Raw genomic sequence first — 20,804 nt, 5'->3', positions numbered from 1 at the left:
GACGGCAGTGAATTCCTGGGGAAAAGGTCAGCGAATGGGGCGGTGGACGTTTTCCTTCCGGCTCGGTCCTGGCGTCGCGTCGGCGATCCAGGGGCCCTCACCCGACGGGTCGATCACGCCCTGCTCCAGCCATTCGTACGTGCCCGCCAGGACGCCCTTGACGACCTTGCGGTCGAGGTCGTCGGTGTTGCTCCACAGGCGGCCGAAGAGTTCGTCGACGCGGATGCGGGACTGGCGGCAGAAGGCGTCGGCGAGCTGGTAGGCCTCGCGGCCGTGCTGCCCGGTGAGGCGCAGGTGTTCGGCGCGCACACAGGCCGCGCTCATCGCGAAGAGCTCGGCGCCGATGTCGACGATCCGGCCCAGGAAGCCCTGCTTGGTCTCCATCCGGCCCTGCCAGCGGGACATGGCGTAGAAGGTGGAGCGGGCGAGCTTGCGGGCGTTGCGCTCGACGTAGCGCAGGTGCGGGGAGAGATCCACGTGCCGGTTGAACTCGCCGTACGAGCGCGGGAGCTGACCTGGGCCCGCGACCAGTTTCGGCAGCCACTTGGCGTAGAAGACACCCGCGTTCGCGCCCGCCTTCGCCTTGTCCGAGGGGGATTTGTCGGGGTCGATGAGGTCACCGGCCACGGAGAGGTGGGCGTCCACGGCCTCACGGGCGATCAGCAGGTGCATGATCTCCGTCGAGCCCTCGAAGATGCGGTTGATGCGCAGGTCGCGCAGGATCTGCTCGGCGGGCACCGCCCGTTCGCCGCGCGCCGCCAGCGACTCGGCGGTCTCGAAGCCGCGGCCACCGCGGATCTGGACCAGTTCGTCGGCCATCAGGCAGCCCATCTCGGAGCCGTACAGCTTCGCGAGGGCGGCCTCGATGCGGATGTCGTTGCGGTTCTCGTCGGCCATCTGCGACGACAGGTCGACGACGGCCTCCAGCGCGAACGTCGTCGCCGCGATGAAGGAGATCTTCGCGCCGACGGCCTCGTGGAGGGCGACCGGCTTGCCCCACTGCTCGCGGGCCGCCGACCACTCGCGGGCGATCTTCAGACACCACTTGCCCGCGCCGACGCACATGGCGGGCAGCGAGAGACGGCCGGTGTTGAGGGTGGTGAGGGCGATCTTCAGGCCCGCGCCCTCCGGGCCGATCCGGTTCGCCGCGGGGACCCGGACCTGGTGGAAACGGGTGACGCCGTTCTCCAGGCCGCGCAGCCCCATGAAGGCGTTGCGGTTCTCGACGGTGATGCCCTCGGAGCCGGCCTCCACCACGAACGCCGTGATGCCGCCCTTGTGGCCCTCGGACTTCGGGACGCGCGCCATGACGACGAGCAGATCGGCGACGACGCCGTTGGTCGTCCAGAGCTTCACCCCGTCGAGGACGTAGTCGTCGCCGTCCGGGACGGCGGTCGTGGCGAGCCGCGCCGGGTCGGAGCCCACGTCCGGCTCGGTGAGGAGGAAGGCCGAGATGTCGGTGCGGGCGCAGCGCGGCAGGAAGACGTCCTTCTGCTCCTGGGTGCCGAAGAGCTTCAGCGGCTGCGGTACGCCAATCGACTGGTGCGCGGACAACAGGGCGCCGATCGCCGGGTTCGCGGAGCCGACGAGGGCGAGCGCCTTGTTGTAGTACACCTGGGTGAGGCCGAGGCCTCCGTACTTGGTGTCGATCTTCATGCCGAGGGCGCCGAGGTCCTTGAGCCCGTCGATGACCTCGTCGGGGATCTGCGCCTCGCGCTCGATACGGGCCGCGTCGATCTTCGTCTCGCAGAAGTCGCGCAGCTTGGCGAGGAACTCCTCGCCGCGCTGTACGTCGTCCTCGGCGGGCATGGGGTGCGGGTGGATCAGGTCGAGGCGGAAGCGGCCGAGGAACAGTTCCTTGGCGAAGCTGGGCTTGCGCCAGTCCTGTTCGCGGGCCGCCTCCGCGACCTGTCGTGCCTCACGTTCAGTGACGGTGGGCTGGTGGGGTGTTGCGGACATGAGGCTCACCTCGCCGCGCATAGGGATCTTGGGGACCTTCGTTACTGATCGGTGCTACTCGATCGTATTTACCCGAATACGGGTGACCCCACCAGTCCTCGCGCGCGTTCGCGTGAACGTGTACCCCAGAGGTTTGAGCCGATGCCGGCCGGTACCGGCCGATCTCAGCCGATGTCGACGGAGTACGCCTTGGTGTCCAGCCGTCCCGAACCGCGGAAGACCTCGCTGCCCGACTCGATGCCGGAGAGGTACTTGTCGTTGCCGAGCAGCTTGCGGCGGACCAGGGCCTGGGTGAAGTCGTCGAGGTCGAGGGAGGCCTTGGTGGTGTTGGCGCGGCGGACGAAGGAGTACACCTTCCAGCCGATGTCGCCCTGGTAGATGTCCCACATGGCGCCGTCGAGGCTCACACTGCCGTACTTGGTGCCGAGGGGGCCCGCACCGCCCTGCCGGTTGAGCCAGACCATGATTTCGTCGGTGGGCCGGTCCTGCCAGTCCGCGTTGTTCTTGGCGTGCAGCCACAGGTCGTACGAGACGTTCATGGTGCCGGGGCCGGAACTGACCGAGAACTCCCAGCTGGTTCTGACCGGCTTGCGGTCGCCGACCCGGACGGGCAGTTCGGTGGCCGCCTTGTCGGTCTTCCAGCCCCAGTGCCAGCCGAGCACGGTACTGGCGTACGACTTGACGCTGTTCTCCTTGCCGGCCTTGCTGGTCCAGGAGTAGTTCGTGCCCCAGCCGATGGTGTCGCCGGAGCGCGAGGTGTCCCAGACGCACTGGGTGCCCGTGCCGTCGTCCTGCCCCCAGAGGTTGTTGTTGACGTAGTACTTGCCCATCGTGACGGTGTCGAAGGCGCCGCACTTCTTGCCGGTCTCGCCCGCCTGGGCGACGGTGACGCCCGCGGCGGCCGCGAGCGCCACCGTTCCCGCGAGCATCGTCTTCGCCCTCTTGGACAGGCGCGGTCGGCGGTGTTGCATCGGGGGTCCTTCCGGAAAACGGTCTGCGTACGCCTTCTCAGTGACCACCGGCCCGCAAAAGGTTGCCGCCGCACGGCGAAGTCCGGCGCGGAAGACGCACCGGCGCACGACACTGGAAACACGCCCGAGCACGGCACCGCGAACGTGCCGTCGCGCGGCACGACAACGGCTCCCAGCCCGCACCGCAAGAAACCTGTCGAAGCGCTTCGACAACCTATGGACACCCACCACCCATCGAGCTACTGTCGAGCCACCCTCACACACCCTTATCCGCACTGCGCACTGTCGAAGCGCTTCACACAATGCTTGGAGAGCTGGATGGTCACCCTCGCCGAGGTCGCCCAGCACGCCGGAGTCTCGGCGAGCACGGTGAGCTATGTCCTCAGCGGCAAGCGGTCCATCTCCGCGGGCACCCGGCAGCGGGTCGAGCGGAGCATCCAGGAGCTCGGATACCACCCGAACGCGGGCGCCCGGGCCCTGGCGAGCAGCCGGTCCAACATCATCGCGCTGATGGTTCCGCTCCGTACCGACATGTACGTACCTGTGATGATGGAGATCGCCATCGCGGTGGCGACCCACGCCCGCACGCACGGCTACGACGTGCTTCTGCTCACCGGCGAGGAGGGTCCCGACGCCGTGCGCCGCGTCACCGGCAGCGGGCTCGCCGACGCGATGATCCTGATGGACGTGGAGCTCGACGACGAACGGCTCCCGCTGCTGCGCCAGACGGACCAGCCCTCCGTACTGATCGGCCTGCCCGCCGACACCTCCGGCCTGACCTGCGTCGATCTCGACTTCGGCGCGACGGGCGCGCTGTGCGCCGAGCACCTCGCGCTGCTGGGCCACCGTGACATCGCTGTCATCGGCGAGGCCCCCGCGGTCTACGAGCGGCACACCGGCTTCGCCGAGCGCACCCTCGACGGACTCCGGTCCCGTTCGCGGGAGTTGGGCCTGCGCGTGCTGCACCGCCCCTGCGAGGGCGGGTACGACGCGATGGCCCTGACCCTCGCCCGCATCCTCGACGAGCGCCCCGGCACCACGGGCTTCGTCGTGCAGAACGAGTCCGCGGTCGAGCCGCTGCTCGCGCTGTTGCGCCAGCAGGGCCGGGCCGTCCCCGAGGACGTGTCGGTGATCGCGATCTGCCCGGACCAGGTCGCGACACAGGCCTCGGTGCGGCTGACCTCGGTCGCCATCCCGGCGCAGGAGATGGGCCGGCTCGCCGTGGAGCATCTGATCGCCAAGCTGGAAGGGCACGGCAAGGACGAAGTCGTGCTCATCGCACCCGAGTTGACGGTACGGGCGAGCACGGGCCCGGCGCCGACCGCCGCCTGACCGGGGACCGGCCACCCCACTCCCCGTCCCCCCTTCACCGCACCGCATCACACCGCACTGCCCCAGCCCCAGCCCCAGCCCCAGCGTTGTGCCCTCCTCGCCGGGCACCCCCATGTCTGCATGTCTGCATTCCTCATGTCTGCATTCCTTCAGGAGCGCCCCCGTGAATCAGCCTGCCGAAAACCAGACCCAGTCAGGCGCGGTCAGCCTCGCGCAGTCCTCCCCGACCGTCGGCACGTTCCGTGAGCGGGACGGCGCACTGGAGTGGAGCGGCCGTCAGGAGACCGTCCGTATCGAGCCCTGGGGCCCGGACGCCGTCCGGGTCCGCGCGCGCCTGGGCGGCCCGGTCCTCGAAGGCCTCCCCGGCGCGCTCCTCGACGAGCCGCAGGTGACCGAGAGCACCGTCAAGATCCAGGACGGCGAGGGCCGGCTGACGGTCGGCGCACTGACCGTCGAGGTCGGCGCCGAGGGCCAGGTCCGCTTCCTGCGCACGGCCGACGGCACGGAACTCCTCGCCGAGGAGCGCGCCCACTTCTGGTGGCCCGGCCCGCGCCTGTACACCCCGACGGGCAACGGCCACCACCGCCTGGAGCAGCGCTTCGCCGCCTACGAGGGCGAGAAGCTGTACGGCCTCGGCCAGCATCAGCACGGGCTGTTCGACCAGAAGGGCGCGGTCCTGGACCTGATCCAGCGCAACGCCGAGGTCACCGTCCCGGTGCTCACCTCCAGCCGCGGCTACACCTTCCTGTGGAACTCCCCCGCGATCGGCCGGGTCGAGCTCGCGGGCAACGGCACTCGCTGGGTCGCCGACTCGGCCCGCCAGCTCGACTACTGGATCACCGCGGGCACCCCGGCCGACGCCCAGCGCCGCTACAGCGCCGCCACCGGCCGTACGCCGATGCTGCCCGAGTGGGCGGCAGGCTTCTGGCAGTGCAAGCTGCGCTACCGCACGCAGGACGAACTCCTCGCCGTGGCACGGGAGTACAAGCGCCGGGGCCTGTCCCTGTCCGCCATCGTCTGCGACTTCTTCCACTGGACCCACCTGGGCGACTGGAAGTTCGACCCGGCGGAGTGGCCGGACCCGGCGGCGATGCAGCGCGAGCTCGCCGAACTCGGCGTCAAGCTGGTCGTGTCCGTGTGGCCGTCGGTCTCCCCGCTGTCCGAGAACCACCCGCTCATGGAGCAGCGCGGCTACTTCATCGGCACCCAGTACGGCCCGATGGCCCACGCCGACTGGCCCGACAAGGAGGTCGCCTCCACCGTCCAGGTGGCGTTCTACGACGCGACGAACCCCGAGGCCCGTGACTTCCTGTGGTCGCGCGTGAAGGACAACTACCTGGACCCGTACGGCATTTCCGCCTTCTGGCTGGACGCCTGCGAGCCGGAGCTGAAGCCGGGCTTCCAGGAGAACCTGCGCTACCACGCGGGTCCGGGTCTGGAGGTCGGCAACCTCTACCCCCGCGAGAACGCCCGCACTTTCTACGAAGGCATGCTCGCGGCGGGCGAGACCGAGGTCGTCACCCTCAACCGCTCGGCGTGGGCGGGCAGTCAGCGCTACGGCGCCGCCCTGTGGTCCGGCGACATCGGCACCGACTTCGCGACCCTGCGCCGCCAGATCGCCGCGGGCCTCAACACCGCGCTCTCCGGCATCCCCTGGTGGAACACCGACATCGGCGGCTTCCACGGCGGCGACCCCGACGACCCGGCGTACCGCGAGGTGATGGTCCGCTGGTTCCAGTTCGGCGCGCTCTCCCCGCTGATGCGCCTGCACGGCTTCCGCGACCCCGGTATGCCGCTGGGCCCCGACATGACCGGCGGTCCGAACGAGGTCTGGTCGTACGGCGAGGAGGCCGGCGCGATCCTGGAGAAGTACCTACGGCTGCGCGAGCGGCTGAAGCCCTATGTGCTGGACGTCATGCGGGAGGCCCACGAGGAGGGGCTGCCGGTGATGCGCCCGCTGTTCCTCGAGTTCCCCGAGGACCACGCGGCCTGGTCGGTCGACGACTCCTATCTCTTCGGCTCCGACCTCCTGGTCGCGCCGGTGCTCACGGCGGGCGCGACGGTGCGTACGGCGTACCTTCCGGCGGGCGCCTGGTGGACCGACGCGTGGACCGGTGAGACGTACGAGGGCGGCACGGCCGTCACCGTCGACGCCCCGCTGGACCGCATCCCGCTGTTCCTGCGGGACGGGGCGCGGCTGCCGGTGGCGGAGTAGCCACGCGCGTGTGGGGGAGGCCGGGGCGGCCTCCCCCACCTTGAGGCAGCGGTCAACTACTGGTGACCGAGAGGCTGTTGGTCGCGAAGTCCAGGCCACCGGACGAGGACGTGATCTCGAAGCCGAACTGGAGGTCGCCGATGGTCACGTTGCCGAACCAGCCCTTGGTGTCCTTGATCCACTTGAGGATCGGCAGGACGTCGACGGTGCCAGAGGTGGAGTTCGAGGTGCGCACGAAGGAGAAGACGTCGTTGGATCCGTTGTTGCCCTTGTAGACGGTCCAGGTGTGGCCGCCGAGGGTGAGGGTGCCCTGCGAGGTGCCCAGCGGACCGACGGCTCCGGTCTTGTTCACCCAGAGCATGACCTCGTACTTGTAGCCGGTGTCCCAGATGTCGTAGGACGTGTTGTACGCGCCGGACGACGGGACCGTGACGTTGTAGCCGCTGGTGAGCGAGCCGAGCGAGGTGATCGACTTGTTGATCACCTTCTTGGCGTTCGGGTACGACTTGATGCCGCCGGTGTTGGGGTGGTTGGCCCACACTCCCCAGTTGGTGCCGGAGTTGGCCCAGATGCACTGGCTGCCCGCGCCGGAGCCCCAGATGTTGTTGTAGAGCGTGTACCCGTTGAGACTGGTGTTCCCGTACTGCTCGCAGGAGTTCCAGACGGCCGCCTGGGCGGGGGCGGAGGCGAGGCCGACGGTGGCACCGAGCGCGAGCGCGGGGGCCAGCAGGGCCTTGGCTGCCCTGCCGAGTGTCCGTGTTGCCATGGTGTCCCTTCCATGGGTGGGGGGGAACTGCGGGTGCTACTGCGGCCCCAGGGTGAGGACGCAGTCTTCTCCGGCGCTCAGGGAGAGCGGTCGCGCGCCGGCGGAAGTCCTGAGATCGATCCGCGTGCTGCGGGCGGGGCGGATGACGGCCGTGCGCTCCTGCGGGCTCCAGGTCAGGTCGACCACGGCGCCGAACCGGGTGCGGATGCCGTGGATCCGGCCGCTCGGGTACGCCGTGGGGAGCGCGGGGAAGAGGACCAGCCGGCCGGGCGTGGAGTGGACGAGCATCTCGATGAGCACGGCGGGGAGCGTGTGGGCGGCGTCCGCGTTGTAGACGTGCCGGTTCGGGTAGTGGCCGCTCATCAGGGAGACGTGGAAGAAGTCCCCGGCCAGGACGTTGCCGAGGGCCCCCGCCACCCGCGCCGCGTCCCGCAGCCGGGCCGCCACCAGGGCGTGGTGGAGGTGGCCGTGCGCGGAGTCGTTCTCCGCGCCGCGCAGTACGAGGGCGCGGTGGGCCGCCGCGGCGAGCTCGGGGGTGTCGTACGGGTTGATCTCGTCGAGCGGCCAGACGCCGTAGAGGTGGCTGAGGTGCCGGTGGTCGTAGGTGTCGTCGAGGCCGGGCCAGGCCCACTCGGCGAGTGCCCCGTCGGCGTTGACGCGGTGCGGCGGCAGCCGCTCGGCGAGCGCGCGCCAGCGCTCGGCGTCGGCTCCTGGGTGGTGGTCGGCGGCCGTGCGCAGGGCGTGGCGCGCCGCGGAGAGATCCATGGCGGCGTTGAGGGTGATCCAGCGCGCGGTGGCGGGCCGGTTCTCCGGCGAGTACGACGGCACGATCACGACATGGCCGTTCTCGTCGGTCCGGGTGAGGAAGTCCTCGTAGAACCGCGCCACTTCGGCGAGCGCGGCGGCCAAGCGCGGGTCGCGCGCGCCGCGTGTCTCCTCGTGGTCCACGAGGGGTTTCAGCAGCCAGTCGGCGCCCGCGGTCCACACGTGCAGCGGGTACTCGCGGCTGAGGTGGTAGATGTACCCGGACTCGCCGTCGGTGTGCGCGGGGGCGACGACACCCCGGGCGCCGAAGATCGCCCGGGCGTTGTCGCGCCAGTCCGGCAACTGGCCGTGGATCAGGGCGGCATGAGCCTCCGACACCTCCGGGAGTGCTGCCGCGGCGGCCGACGCCGTCTGGAGATTGACGTTGGCGTCGGTGGTGAAGGCCCCCGACCAGGCGGTGTCCCAGTCGCCGGTCCACAGCCCGGTCAGCCGTGGCGGCAGCAGTCCGGCGGCGGACAGCAGGTGGTAACGACCGGCCGCGAAGAGCCGTTCGAGCAGGGCAGTGCTCTTCGGACGGCGGACCAACTCCGATCCCGGGAGCGCCCGTTCGGCCGGTTCGGCGCCCAGCTCCAGGCCCGCCCGCAGGTAGGCGGGGCGGTGCAGGGCGGTGTGCCGGGCGAGGAGACGGCCGTACGCGTCCTCGTCGCCGTCGGGCAGCAGGGCGCGCAGCTCACGGGCCTCGGCGAGCGTGTCCCACTCCCCCTCGTGCCGCCGTACCCGCGTGAGCAGCAACACCGAACGCGCGCCCTCGACCCGGATCCCGGGCGGCGCGGTGAGCGTCCGGCCCCCGGTGACCACGGCGAGCGTCACGCCGGTGTACGCACGCTCGCTGCCCGGATAGCGGGCTCGCAGGGTGAGGAGAGCACCTTCGGGCGTGCGCACGCAACCGTGGCCCACCGCCAAGTCGGCGGGTACGCCCGGCAGTCGGTGATCGAGCGTCACGTCGACGGTGAGGTCGGCCTCCGTCACGTACTGGACGATGACGTCGTCCGCGCGTGACACGAAGACCTCGCCGCGCCGGCCCCCGCACTCGGCGCGGACGACACCGGTGGTGAAGTCGACCTCGCGCCGGTACGCGCGCGGCTCCCGTGGCGCCCGGCGCAGCCGTACCTGGAAGGCCGGGTGGAAGGGCTGCACCCACAGCAGCGCTCTCCCGTCGGTGAAGTCCTCCCCGGCGTCGACGTCACCGGCCAGCAACCGGTCCTGGACGCTCTTCAGCCGTTCGGCCAGCTCGGGCGGCCGGGCGTGCTCACTGCCGTTCGGGCGGACCAGGGAGTGATGGTTGACGATGACCCGGTCGTCGTTCGGATCACCGAACACCATGACGCCGTGTCGGCCGTTCCCGCTCAGGAAGGCGTCCTCCCAGCAGGCGGCGGGGGCGGGCTCCCAGGTGCCGTGGACGGGCTCGCTCATGGCGCTGCCTCCAGTACGACGACCCCGTACCGCCCCAGCTCCACGGCATCGAGGACGTCCTCGCCGGTCAGCAGGTCGCGGTGGCGTCCCGGCACCGGCACGGTCACCGTGTCCCGCCCGTGGTGGAGCAGGAACAGCAGTTCGCCCCGGCGTACCGCCTCCACGTCCGCCGGGAGGTGGTCGAGTGGCGGCCGCACGCCCGCGTCCTCGGCGATCCCGGCGAGCAGCGGCCACAGCGCCTCGGGCTCGGGGAGGGTGGACAGGTACCAGGCGCGGCCCTTGCGCAGTACGGCCGGAAGACCGTCCAGCTCACCGCCCTTGTACCGGACGACCGCGTAGGTGTCGTCCGCGGCCTCGATCTCCTCGGACCACAACGTGCCGCGGAAGCCCTCGGCCTCGACCTTCTCGTCGGCGTCCAGCGGCCACCACTCGTGCAGGGTGCGGATGCCGAAGAGTGCGCGCAGCCGCTCGTCCATGCCGCCGGGCCGCACCCGGTCGTCCTGGTCGGCCACGCCGGTCAGGAAGCCGGAGACGAGGGTGCCGCCGCCGCGTACGTACCCGACGAGGTTGTCGATCGCCCTGTCCGTCAGCAGGTACAGCTGCGGGACGACGACCAGCTTGTACGCCGACAGCTCGTGCTCGGGGTGGGCGAAGGAGGCGGTGATGTCCGCCTCCCACAGGGCGCGGTGCCAGGCGCGTACGACGCTCTCGTGGTCGAACTCGGAGGACGGCCGCCCGTCCTGCTCACTCGCCCACCAGGCGTTCCAGTCCAGCAGTACGGCGACGTCGGCGCCGACGACCCGCGTGCCAGCCACCCTCTCACTCAGCAGGGCGAGTTCGGCCCCGATCCGCTTGACCTCCTGGAAGGTGCGGCCGCGCTCCCCCGCGTGGCTGACCATCCCGGAGTGGAACTTCTCGGCGCCCTGCCGGGACTGCCGCCACTGGAAGTAGCAGACGGCGTCCGCGCCGCGCGCGACGGCCTGGAGGGACCAGAGCCGGTTGAGCCCGTGGGGCTTCGGGTGGTTCACGCCACGCCAGTTCACGGGCCCCGCCGCCTGCTCCATGACCATCCAGGGCCCGCCGCGGGCCTGTGAGCGGGTCATGTCGTGGATGAGCGCGCCGTACTGGGCGCCGAGCGGGTCGCGCGGGTCCGGATAGATGTCGACGGAGACCACGTCTTCCCGCTCGGCCCAGGTCCAGGCGTCCTGGCCCTGCCAGAACGGCATGAAGTTGGTGGTCACGGGGATGTGCGGGGTGTGCCGGGCGACGATGTCGCGTTCGGCGAGATAGCACTCCAGGAGGGCGTCGGAGGTGAAGCGCTTGAAGTCGAGGACCTGGGTGGGGTTGTTCATGTAGTGGGCGTGGCGCGGCGGGAGAACCCCTTCCCAGTCGTCGTAGCCCTGGCTCCAGAAGGCGGTGCCCCAGGCGGTGTTGAGGGCGTCGAGCATGCCGTACTTGCCCTGGAGCCAGCGCCGGAAGGCGGCGGCCGCCTCGTCGCCCCAGTCGTAGGTGCAGTACTCGTTGTTGATGTGCCACATCCTGAGGGCGGGATGTCCGCCGTAGCGTGCGGCGAGGGCCTCGGTGATGGCGGCGGCGTGGCGCCGGTAGACGGCGCTGGAGTGGGCGAAGTGCTGGCGGCCGCCCCACCACTCGACACGGCCGTCCGCGTCGCGGGGCAGGGTCTCCGGATGGAGTCTGCCCATCCAGGGCGGGGGCGAGGAGGTGGGGGTGGCGAGGACGACCCCGACGCCGTTCTCGTGCAGCAGGTCCATGAGCCGGTCGAGCCAGCCGAACTCCCGGGCGCCGGGCGTCGGTTCGAGCTTGGCCCAGGAGAAGACGCCGACGGTGACGGAGTTGACGCCGGCCTCCTTCATGAGCCGTATGTCCTCCTGCCAGAGCTCCTCCGGCCACTGCTCGGGGTTGTAGTCGCCGCCGAAGAGGATGCGGCCGCGGGTGGCGTCGCCGAGACCCGGTCCCTGGCGGGTCGGCGTCGGATTCTTGTGTGTCGGCATCAGACCGGCTCCCCGTACTGGATGCCACGCCCGTTCGTACCGAGGTACACGCGGCCGTACACGCGCGGGTCTCCGGTGATGACCTCGCCGGTCCAGCCCCACTGGTGGGCGTCGTCGTTGATCCGCACCCAGGTCCCGGCCGCGTCGTCGGAGCGGTAGACGGCGGTGATCGTCTCCGTGGAGCCGACCTGATAGACGGCCGGGTAGTCGGCGCCGTCGGCCGCCTTGCCGAAGCCGAGGGTGTACGAGGCCCAGCAGCTGGCGACCTTGGCGAAGGTGACTCCACCGTCGGTGGACCGGTAGAGACCGTTCCACTTCACGCTCAGCCACAGGTCACCGCTGCGCCCGGGTGCGGCGGCCAGCTGGAACTGGTCGTCCCCGGAGGGCAGTCCATCGGCACGCGCAGTGAAGGAATGGCCACTGTCGGTGCTGGCGTACAGCGTTCCTGTGGCGGTGTCGTACGCGTAGAAGAGCGTCGGGTCGGCCGGGTCGGCGACCGGCGTGGCGCCCTTCGGGAAGGAGGAGACCTCGGACCAGGTCGCGCCGTTGTCCGCCGAGCGGTGAGCCGCGTACTTCGTGCCGTCCCAGTGCACGAAGGACCACAGCAGCGTGCCGCCGTCGACGCTGGTGGCGATCGGCCCCGGTGCGTTCTTGGCGATGTCGGGCTGGGTCGTGAAGGGCGCCCAGGTCCGCCCGCCGTCGTGGGAGTACGCGCCGTTGCCGTGGTCGCCCCAGCCCGTCCGGACGACGTACGACGGCTTGGCCGCGGCCTGCGCGAGTCCCGTCGCCGACCCGAACACGGGGTTCGTCGCCATGCCGCGCGACGGAGACGCCGTGAGCCGCTCGTGGTACATCACGCCGATGTCCCCGAGTCCGCTGATCAGATGTGCCTCCCCGGCCGGGGGCGAGATCAGCCGGCGCACGGCCGTCTCCTCCAGACCACGGATCCGTGGCGCCCAGCGTCTGAGGTCGCGGGTGCCGTAGAGGGTCGCGCCGGTCCCGTAGACGAGGTGCTTCGAGTCGTACGGGTCGAGGGCGAGCGCCTGGATCCACCAGCCGAACTTCGGCTGGTCCTCACCCCAGTCGAGGAAAGGAGTCTCAGACACGTCGAAGACCGCCACGTCCCTCAGGGACGCCCAGGTACGGCCACCGTCGGTGGACCGGAACACGGTGTCGCCGTCGGCCCACCGGTTGTTGGTGGAGACGACGACGGTGCCGGCGCGGCGGGCGTCGGTCGCCACGCCCCCGTAGGCGAAGGTGTCCGCCGAACCCTCGCCGGTCGTGCCGCCCGGCTTCACCGGGGTGACCTCGGTCCAAGCCCCCGTGACGGTGCGCAGCTTGTGCACGCTGCCGTCGGACTGACCGCCCGGGCCGGGCGCGTCGCCGTAGGTCACGTACAGCTCGCGGGTGAGCCTGTCGTAGGCGGCGCGGAGCGGGACCTTGGCGGCGGTGTTGGACGGCTGCCCGGGGACGGCCTCCCAGGTCGTGCCGTCCAAGGTGCGGTACAGGTTCGCCGTGCCCGTGGTGCCGTCGCCGTCGCCCCAGCCTGCGTAGACGGCACGCCCGGCCGCGACGAGGAACGTGATGCCCTGCCCGGCGGAGTTCGCCTGCGCCGGGAAGGCGCTCACGCCTGCCCAGGTGGCCCCCCGGTCGGTGGACTTGAGCAGCCCGTCGTGCCTGGTCCCCAGCCACAGGGTGGCACCGTCGCGCGGGTCGACGAGGAGCCGCTCACCGGCCCCTCGTCCGTCCTCGTTGGCGCCGAGCTTCACGTTCAGGTCGGTGCGGGTCCAGGTGGCGCCGCGGTCGTCGGAGCGCAGGACCGCGCCGTTGCCGGCCCACGCCTGGGCGTAGGTGCCGAGGGCGAGGTAGAGCCGGTCCGGGTGCGCGGGGTCGACGGCGAGCGACTCGACACCGAGCAGGTTCCAGTCGTCCCAGCCGAGGTGGTCGGTGAGCGGGGTCCAGCGGGCGGCTCGCTCGTCCCAGCGGTAGGCGCCGCCGATGTCGGTCCGGGCGTAGGCGAGCCCTCGTACGGCCGGGTGGAACAGCACACCGGTGATGAATCCGGTACCGCCGATGACGGCGTTGCGCCAGTGGTAGGAGGGGGCGGCGGTGACCTCGGCGGCGTGCGCGCGGCCCTGGAGAGGCGCCACGGTGGTGAGCGCGGCGGTGGCCGCAGTCCCGGCGAGAACGGCCCGGCGGCTCAGTCGGGACGCGTGCATGACATACCTCGCTCTACGGAGAGACGGTCGGGGGAGTTACCTGAGGGGCGCGGGGAACTTCGAGGGGCGCCGGTCAGCCCTTCACCGCGCCCGTCAACATGCCCTTCTTGAAATGCCGCTGCACGAACGGCGACAACACGGCCACCGGCAGCAACGCCATCACCATGACGGCCATCTGCACCGCCAGGCCGGACAGTTGGCCGGTCTTGATGGCCTGGCCGAGGCCCACCGGGGCCTCCTGCTTCTGCACGAGCTGGATCATGACGTTCTGCAGCGGCATCATGTCCTGGTCGTTGAGGTAGAGCGAGGCGTTGAACCAGGCGCTCCAGTACCCGACGGCGTAGAACAGGGTGATCACCGCGAGGACCGCGCGGGAGAGCGGCATGACGATCTGCCACAGAATGCGGACGTCACCGGCACCGTCGATGCGGGCGCTGTCGATGAGTTCCTGCGAGATGCCCATGAAGAAGCCGCGCAGCACCAGGATGTTGAAGACACTGATCGCGCTCGGGAGGATCAGCGCGAGATAGCTGTCGGTCAGGCCCAGCGACTGCACCAGCAGATAGGTCGGGATGAGACCGGCGCTGAAGAACATGGTCGCCAGCAGCGCCAGCAGGATCCAGCGGTGGCCGAGCGAGCCGATGCGCGAGAGGCCGTAGGCGCACAGGACGGACACCGCCATGGAGAACAGCGTGCCGACGAGGGTGATCAGGATGCTGATGACCGAGGCGCGGGTGACCTGGCCGCCGCTGAGGAGTTCCTTGTAGGCGACGAAGGTGATGCCCTTGGGCACCATCACCAGGCCGCCGGCCTCGTCGATGGTCTTCCGCGAGGAGAGGCTGGTGACGATGACGATCCACAGCGGGAAGAAGATCCCCAGGCAGGCGAGGGTCAGCACGAGTCCCTTGCCCGCGAGGCCGGCCTTGCTGGGCTCCTCCTCCCACGTCGGCCGGGGCGGCGCCGCCCAACGGCCTGGGCCGCGCACGGATTTGTCGATGACGGCGGTCACTTCTTGTACACCCCCTGCTCGCCCATGAGATGGGCCACCTTGTTCGCGGCGAGGACCAGGCCGAGGCTGACCACGCCCTTGATCAGACCGGCGGCCGCCGCGTAGCCGAAGTCCTGGTTGCGGACGCCGTTCCACCAGACGAAGGTGTCCAGGACCTCCGCCGCTCCTGGTCCGACGGCGTCGCGTTGGAGCAGGATCTGTTCGAAGCCGACGGTGAGGGCGTCACCCACGCGGAGCACCAGCAGCAGGGCGATCACCGGGCGCAGCGCGGGCAGCGTGATGTGCCACATACGGCGCCAGCGACCCGCGCCGTCCATCGCGGCGGCCTCGTAGAGGTCCGGGCTGACCGAGGACAGCGCGGCGAGGAAGACGATGATCCCCCAGCCGGCGTCCTTCCACACGCTCTGCGCGGTGATCAGGAATTTGAAGGTGTTGGGGTCGGTCATGATGTCGAGACCGTCGTACCCGTGCTGCCGCAGCAGCTGCGAGAGGATTCCGGCGCCGCCGAAGAGCTGCTGGAAGACGGCAATGACCAGCACCCAGGAGAAGAAGTGCGGCAGGTAGAGGATCGCCTGTGAGAGCGCCCGGACCCTGGGCCTGACCACGCTGTTGATGAGCAGCGCGAGCACGATCGGGATCGGGAAGTACAGGACGAGCTGGAGGAAGAACAGCACGAGGGTGTTCTGCACGGCATCCCAGAACGCCGAGTCCGCGAAGACCCGTTGGAAGTTCTCGATGCCCACCCAGGGGCTGTGCAGCATGGAGACGATGCCGTTGTCGCTGATGTACGGGTCGTAGTCCTGGAAGGCGACGATGTTGCCGAGGATCGGCACATAGTTGAAGAGCAGGACCAGCAGGACCGCCGGCAGCGTCATCAGGAGCAGGACGCGGTCGCGTCTGAACCTGAGCCGCAGGCTCACCTTCCCGGAGGGACGTTTCTCCCGGGAGCCGGTGGCGCCGCCGGACGCCACCGGGGTTTTCTCTGTCGTGTCGGCCTCGGTCCCGCTCCGAGGCACCGTGCTGTGGGACACGGCCGTTCTCCTTGCCTCGGTGCCCGGTCAGCTCGCCGCCGGGCCGTTCTCGTCGAGCAGCTTCTTGTACCAGTCGCGCAGGTTGTCGCCGCCCTTGCTCTTCCAGTCGGAGACGGCCTGCTGCATGTCGCTGATCTTCTTGCGGCCGCGGACGATGTCGTCCTCCAGCTGCTCGAAGTCGTTGGAGAGGTTGGTGTAGCGGCTGGGTTCGGTGATCTGCATGCCGTAGAAGGAGGACTTCTTGGTGAAGGCGCCCATCCGCTGCTGCCACTCGACCTGCGCCTTGGCGACCTCGGGGAAGTCGGGGTGGGCGACGGTCGCGGTGGGGCTCGCGACCATGACGTAGGCGTTGACGACCTCGTTGTTGCCCTGGTCGGTCTTGGTGGGAACGCCGTTCTTGACGGTGTAGTGGGTGCCCTCGACGCCGTAGTTGGTGAGCATGTACTCCTTGGTGCCGTACGGCGCGGCGGTGACGTTCGCGACGGCCAGCACGTCACGGATGACGGACTCGGAGGCCTTCTTGCTGACGAAGGCGAAGATGCCGGCCGGCTGCTCGGCCCAGAGGGTCGGGGCACCGCCGTCGTGGCCGAAGATGTCCATGCCCCAGATCTTGTAGTCCGGGTTCTGGGTGGCCTGTTCGGCGGTACGGCTCCACCACTGCGAGATGTTCTGGGCGTAGATGAGGAACTCGCCGGCCGCGAACTTGGGGCCCGGGTCGGTGGCCGCGCTCTTGCCCAGCTTGGCGTCCGGGTGGACGTATCCGGCGGCGAACAGCTTGCGGGTCCACTCCAGCGCTTCGAGGTATTCCTGGGTCTCGATGCGGTAGACCATCTTGCCGTCGACGAGGTTCCAGCCGAGCGGCTTCTCACTGCCCGAGAGCACACCGAAGGACTGGAAAGCGGTCCACTTCATGTCCAGGCAGGCCCACCGCTTGGCCTTGGCGTTGGTGATCTCCTTGCAGAGCGCCATGAACTCGTCGGCCGAGGTGGGGACTTGGTACCCCTCCTTGTCGAAGATGTCCTTGCGGTACAGGGGCACGATGCCGGTGACGTACGGGGACGGCTGCGGCAGGCCACGCAGCTTGCCGCCGAAGAGCGAGCGCTGCCAGGCGTCCGTCGGGATCGCCGCGAGGTTCGGATACTCCTTGATCGCGTCCCCGGAGAGGTACGGGCCGAGGTCCGCGAACTTGCCGATGATGGCGCTGGGTATCTTGCCGCCCATGTTCCAGCCGGGGATGACCACGACGTCCGGGATGTCGCTGGAGGCCAGGACCGCGCCGAGCTTCTGGTCGTAGGTGTTGCCGTCCTGGTTCTGCCACTGGACGTCGACACCGATCAGGTCGTTCATCGCCTTGTAGTAGGCGTTGTCCGACTTCGGCGGGGAACCCCAGAACGGCGACATGATGCTGACCTTGCCGCCCTTGCCGAGCTTCTTCGGCACCGAGGTCTTCAGGGAAGCGATGTCGAGCTTGCTGGTGAAGCCGACCGCGGAGCCGTTCTTGGCGGCGATGTCAGGGGTCACCACGTTGGTCGCGACGTAGGCAGGCAGCAGCTTCTTGGCGCTCTTGTCCGCCGACGTGCCCCCGCCCGAGCCGCTGTCCGAGCCGCCGCAGGCGGCGAGCAGCGGCATCCCTCCCGCGACCGCCGCGGCGGCGACCGCCGTGGAGGCGAGGAAGCTTCTCCGACTGGGAGCGGAGGGGGCGGAGGTGGCGGTGTTCGGCGTCATTGCGTCAACCCTTCGTGGCGCACAGCAGGACACCCGGCGGTGGAGCCGTCGGCTGCGGTGTCTTGAGTGGAACTGGCTGAGCTGAAGCGGTTCTCGGAGGACTGCGTGGAAGTCTGCGTGCCCCGAGGGAGCCGCTCCACTAGTCGAAGCGCTTCGATGTTGCTGCGAGGTTAAGTGAACACCTGGGGGTGCACAAGAGCCGATTCCAAGATTCCTCGGAGGTGTGGAGGACTGGACCGGCCTCCTCGGGCGCCTGAAATGCCAATGAGGAAACGGAGTTGTTGCGTCGAGGCGTCTTGACACCCGCCCCTCGGGCGATCGAGCATCGAAGCGCTTCGAAAGTGCCCCGTCGCTCCACCGCAAAGGGATCACCACGTGACCGCACAAACGCCGCCTACGCCGCCTTTTCGCGATCCGCAGCTGCCGTTCGCGAAGCGCATCGACGATCTGCTGGCGCGGCTCACGCTCGACGAGCGCATCGCGTTCCTGCACCAGTTCGCGCCCGCCGTGGAGCGGCTCGGGGTGGCCGCGTTCCGCACCGGCCAGGAGGCACTGCACGGTGTGGCGTGGATGGGCCCGGCGACGGTCTTCCCCCAGGCCGTCGGCCTCGGCGCGACCTGGAACGACGCACTCGTACGCCGCGTCGGCGAGGCGGTCTCGGCCGAGGTCCGCGCGATGCGCGCCCGCGACGACCGGGTGGGCCTCAACGTCTGGTCCCCCACGGTCAATCTGCTGCGCCACCCGCTGTGGGGCCGCAACGAGGAGGGCTACTCGGAGGACCCGAAGCTCACCTCCGCGATCGCCACGGCGTACACCCGGGGCCTGCGCGGCGACCACCCCGACTACTGGCGCACGGCCCCCGTCCTCAAGCACTGGCTCGCCCACAACAACGAGACGAACCGGGACACCACCTCCTCCTCGGTCCGCCCGCGCGTGCTGCACGAGTACGACCTGCGGGCGTTCCGCGCGACCGTCGAGGCGGGCGCGGTGGCGGGTGTGATGCCGGCGTACAACCTGGTCAACGGCCGCCCCAACCACGTCTCCCCGTACCTCGGGGAGCACCTGCGCACCTGGACGGACCAGGACCTCCTGGTCTGCTCCGACGCGGGCGCCCCCTCCAACCTGGTCGACTCCGAGCACTACTTCGACACCCACGAGGAGGCCACCGCCGCCGCGATCCTCGCCGGGGTCGACAGCTTCACGGACCACGGCACGGACGGTTCGAAGATCGTGGACCGGGTCCGAGGGGCCTTGGAGAAGGGCCTGTTGAGCGAGGCGGACATCGACGCGGCGGTCCGCCGCCAGCTCGCGATCCGCTTCCGGCTCGGCGAGTTCGACCCGCACTCGGACCCCCATGGCGACACCTCGGACTTCGACACCCCGGCCCACCGCGCGCTCGCCCGGGAGGCGGCCGAGCAGGCGATCGTCCTCCTCAAGAACGACGGCCTGCTGCCGCTCGGCCCGGGCGTGCGCGTCGCCGTCGTGGGCCTCCTCGCCGACGAGTGCAAGCTCGACTGGTACAGCGGCACTCTCATCCACCGCTCCACACCGCTGGAGGGCCTGTACGAGCACTTCGGCGCCGAGCACGTCGACTTCGCCGAGGGCGTGGACCGCGTACGCCTGAGGACCTCCTCCGGTACGTATCTGTCGGTGCCCCTCGCCGGGGACGCGGACGACGCGGTGCGCGGCGCCGAGGGTGCGCTGGACCCGGCCCTGCTCGCGGGCCGCACGGACCTGCCGCCGCTGACCACCGACGCCGCCGGCACCGATCTCGCGCTGATCGACTGGGGCGAGGGGCTGCTGACCCTGCGGGCCCCCGACGGCCGCTATCTGTCGGTCGCCGAGGACGGTTACCTCCGCGCGTCCGCCGACCAGCCGGGCGGCTGGGTCGTCCAGGAGACGTTCCGGCTCGAACCGGCGGGTTCCCGCTCCGGATCCCATGGGAGCGGCCACCTCCTGAGGCACGTCGGGACGGGTGGGCATCTCCGTGTCGCCGCCGACGGCGTCAGGGTTGCCGACGACGCCCCGGAGATTTTCGAGCTGGAGTTCACCGAGCGCGGCGAGGACGCCGTGGCCCGCATGGCGCAGGCGGCCGACGTCGTCGTGGTCGTGGCGGGCAACGACCCGCACATCAACGGCCGCGAGACGGAGGACCGCACCACCCTCCGACTCCCCGCCCACCAGGAGCGCCTGCTGCGCGCCGCCCGCGCCGCGAACCCGGACACCGTCCTCGCGCTGGTCTCGGCGTACCCCTACGCGGTGGACCCCACCGACCTCCCCGCCGTCCTGTGGACCGCGCACGGCGGCCAGGCGGCGGGCACCGCCCTGGCCCGCGTCCTGGCCGGCGACGTGTCCCCCGCCGGCCGCCTCCCGCAGACCTGGTACGCCTCCGACGCGGACCTGCCCGACCTGCTCGACTACGACGTGATCGGCGGCCGCCAGACGTATCTGTACTTCGAGGGCAGCCCGCTGTTCCCGTTCGGCCACGGCCTCGCGTACACGACGTTCGCGTACCAGGATCTGGAGGTCACCGAGGCGCAGGCCGCACTGAAGGTCTCCTTCACGGTCACCAACACGGGCGAGGCGCCGGCGGACGAGGTGGCCCAGCTGTACGCGCGCGCCGTGGACCCGTCGGTGCCGCGACCCCGTCGCGAACTGCTGGCCCACCGGCGCTGCCACCTCTCTCCCGGCGCTTCGGAGCGCCTGACCTTCGTACTCCCCCTCTCCGCGCTGGAGTTCTGGGACGTGGCGGTCGGCAGGCCCCGTCTGGAGCCGGGCGCGTACGAACTCCTCGCGGGCGCGTCGAGCGAGGACATCCGGCTGCGCACCACGATCACTCTCACCGGCGAGCCCGCCACCCTCCGCCCGGTGCGCGAACGGGGCCTGAACGCGGTCGACTTCGACGAACAGCGGGACACCGAGATCGTCGACCGTACGAAGGTGTCGGGTGACGCGGTGACGCCGAGAGCCGGCGCGACGGGCGAACTCGTCTACCGCGGCTGCGACTTCGCGACCGGTGTCACACGGGTCGAGGTCGAGGCGTCGGGCGAGGGAGTCGTCGAGGTGTCGCTGGACGGGGGTCCCTCACTCGCGACGGTCACCTTCGGCGGGACGCGGGGCCCCTACGACTACACCACCGTCGGCGCCGAGTTCGCGGCCCACGGTGTGCACGACCTGCATCTCAGGCTGCGCGGCCCACTGCGGCTCGCGCGGGTGGGCTTCTCCGGTTGAGGGTCCGGACAGGCCGACCACCAGGGGCCCGGCACCGGAAGGCATCGGTGCCGGGCCCCTTCGGGAGACTATCTGAAAATGATTGTCGTTAGTTAA

General features: G+C 70.2%; 12 protein-coding genes. 3 read left to right on the top strand and 9 right to left on the bottom strand.

The window, feature by feature from the left end:
- Window positions 1–27 precede the first annotated feature (27 nt).
- Window positions 28–1,959, bottom strand: coding sequence for an acyl-CoA dehydrogenase family protein (locus ACZ7M2_RS46805; protein ID WP_471600470.1), 1,932 nt, complete (start codon window positions 1,957–1,959; stop codon window positions 28–30).
- A 164-nt stretch (window positions 1,960–2,123) separates the two neighbouring features.
- Complete coding sequence (locus ACZ7M2_RS46800) at window positions 2,124–2,930, bottom strand: GH12 family glycosyl hydrolase domain-containing protein (RefSeq protein ID WP_471600469.1); 807 nt, start codon at window positions 2,928–2,930, stop codon at window positions 2,124–2,126.
- A gap of 318 nt (window positions 2,931–3,248) precedes the next feature.
- Between ACZ7M2_RS46800 and ACZ7M2_RS46795 the strand changes: the two genes are divergently transcribed.
- Both ACZ7M2_RS46795 and ACZ7M2_RS46790 read left to right on the top strand, forming a co-directional pair.
- Entirely contained in the window at window positions 3,249–4,262 is a 1,014-nt protein-coding gene (locus ACZ7M2_RS46795; RefSeq protein ID WP_060901179.1) for a LacI family DNA-binding transcriptional regulator, read from the top strand.
- Window positions 4,263–4,425: 163 nt separating this feature from the next.
- Window positions 4,426–6,477, top strand: coding sequence for a glycoside hydrolase family 31 protein (locus tag ACZ7M2_RS46790; RefSeq protein ID WP_471600468.1), 2,052 nt, complete (start codon window positions 4,426–4,428; stop codon window positions 6,475–6,477).
- A 52-nt stretch (window positions 6,478–6,529) separates the two neighbouring features.
- Here the strand turns inward: ACZ7M2_RS46790 and ACZ7M2_RS46785 are convergent, their stop codons facing one another.
- The 7 genes from ACZ7M2_RS46785 to ACZ7M2_RS46755 all read right to left on the bottom strand — a co-directional run bounded on the left by ACZ7M2_RS46785 (window position 6,530) and on the right by ACZ7M2_RS46755 (window position 17,477).
- Window positions 6,530–7,243, bottom strand: coding sequence for a glycoside hydrolase family 12 protein (locus ACZ7M2_RS46785; RefSeq protein ID WP_471600467.1), 714 nt, complete (start codon window positions 7,241–7,243; stop codon window positions 6,530–6,532).
- Window positions 7,244–7,279: 36 nt separating this feature from the next.
- On the bottom strand, window positions 7,280–9,481 hold the full coding sequence (locus tag ACZ7M2_RS46780; RefSeq protein WP_471600466.1) for a glycosyl hydrolase family 95 catalytic domain-containing protein: 2,202 nt from the start codon (window positions 9,479–9,481) through the stop codon (window positions 7,280–7,282).
- Window positions 9,478–11,493, bottom strand: coding sequence for a beta-galactosidase (locus ACZ7M2_RS46775; RefSeq protein WP_471600465.1), 2,016 nt, complete (start codon window positions 11,491–11,493; stop codon window positions 9,478–9,480). Before ACZ7M2_RS46775 ends, ACZ7M2_RS46780 begins: the two co-directional genes overlap by 4 nt.
- Complete coding sequence (locus ACZ7M2_RS46770) at window positions 11,493–13,712, bottom strand: 1,4-beta-glucanase (RefSeq protein WP_471600464.1); 2,220 nt, start codon at window positions 13,710–13,712, stop codon at window positions 11,493–11,495. The genes ACZ7M2_RS46775 and ACZ7M2_RS46770 overlap by 1 nt, the downstream gene beginning before the upstream one ends.
- Window positions 13,713–13,785: 73 nt before the next feature.
- Window positions 13,786–14,721, bottom strand: a complete 936-nt coding sequence (locus tag ACZ7M2_RS46765; RefSeq protein ID WP_471600463.1) for a carbohydrate ABC transporter permease — start codon at window positions 14,719–14,721, stop codon at window positions 13,786–13,788.
- A complete protein-coding gene (locus ACZ7M2_RS46760) occupies window positions 14,718–15,752 on the bottom strand; it encodes an ABC transporter permease (protein ID WP_471600462.1) in 1,035 nt (344 codons plus the stop codon). Before ACZ7M2_RS46760 ends, ACZ7M2_RS46765 begins: the two co-directional genes overlap by 4 nt.
- A 27-nt stretch (window positions 15,753–15,779) precedes the next feature.
- Window positions 15,780–17,477 carry an extracellular solute-binding protein gene (locus ACZ7M2_RS46755; protein WP_471600461.1) on the bottom strand — a complete coding sequence of 566 codons (1,698 nt, stop codon included), beginning with the start codon at window positions 17,475–17,477 and terminating at the stop codon, window positions 15,780–15,782.
- A gap of 375 nt (window positions 17,478–17,852) precedes the next feature.
- Here ACZ7M2_RS46755 and ACZ7M2_RS46750 point away from each other — a divergent pair, with 375 nt between their 5' ends.
- On the top strand, window positions 17,853–20,708 hold the full coding sequence (locus tag ACZ7M2_RS46750; RefSeq protein ID WP_471600460.1) for a glycoside hydrolase family 3 C-terminal domain-containing protein: 2,856 nt from the start codon (window positions 17,853–17,855) through the stop codon (window positions 20,706–20,708).
- Window positions 20,709–20,804: the final 96 nt, after the last annotated feature.

It is taken from the genome of Streptomyces sp. NPDC111507, assembly GCF_055638955.1.
Note: the sequence above shows the minus strand (reverse complement) of the source record. Positions and strands in the feature narration are given on the sequence as shown.

Bases quoted from the DNA above. Each gene is read 5' to 3' on its own strand.
- ACZ7M2_RS46805 (WP_471600470.1), bottom strand. From the start codon at position 1,959: ATGTCCGCAACACCCCACCAGCCCACCGTCACTGAACGTGAGGCACGA.
- ACZ7M2_RS46800 (WP_471600469.1), bottom strand. From the start codon at position 2,930: ATGCAACACCGCCGACCGCGCCTGTCCAAGAGGGCGAAGACGATGCTC.
- ACZ7M2_RS46795 (WP_060901179.1), top strand. From the start codon at position 3,249: ATGGTCACCCTCGCCGAGGTCGCCCAGCACGCCGGAGTCTCGGCGAGC.
- ACZ7M2_RS46785 (WP_471600467.1), bottom strand. From the start codon at position 7,243: ATGGCAACACGGACACTCGGCAGGGCAGCCAAGGCCCTGCTGGCCCCC.
- ACZ7M2_RS46780 (WP_471600466.1), bottom strand. From the start codon at position 9,481: ATGAGCGAGCCCGTCCACGGCACCTGGGAGCCCGCCCCCGCCGCCTGC.
- ACZ7M2_RS46775 (WP_471600465.1), bottom strand. From the start codon at position 11,493: ATGCCGACACACAAGAATCCGACGCCGACCCGCCAGGGACCGGGTCTC.
- ACZ7M2_RS46770 (WP_471600464.1), bottom strand. From the start codon at position 13,712: ATGCACGCGTCCCGACTGAGCCGCCGGGCCGTTCTCGCCGGGACTGCG.
- ACZ7M2_RS46755 (WP_471600461.1), bottom strand. From the start codon at position 17,477: ATGACGCCGAACACCGCCACCTCCGCCCCCTCCGCTCCCAGTCGGAGA.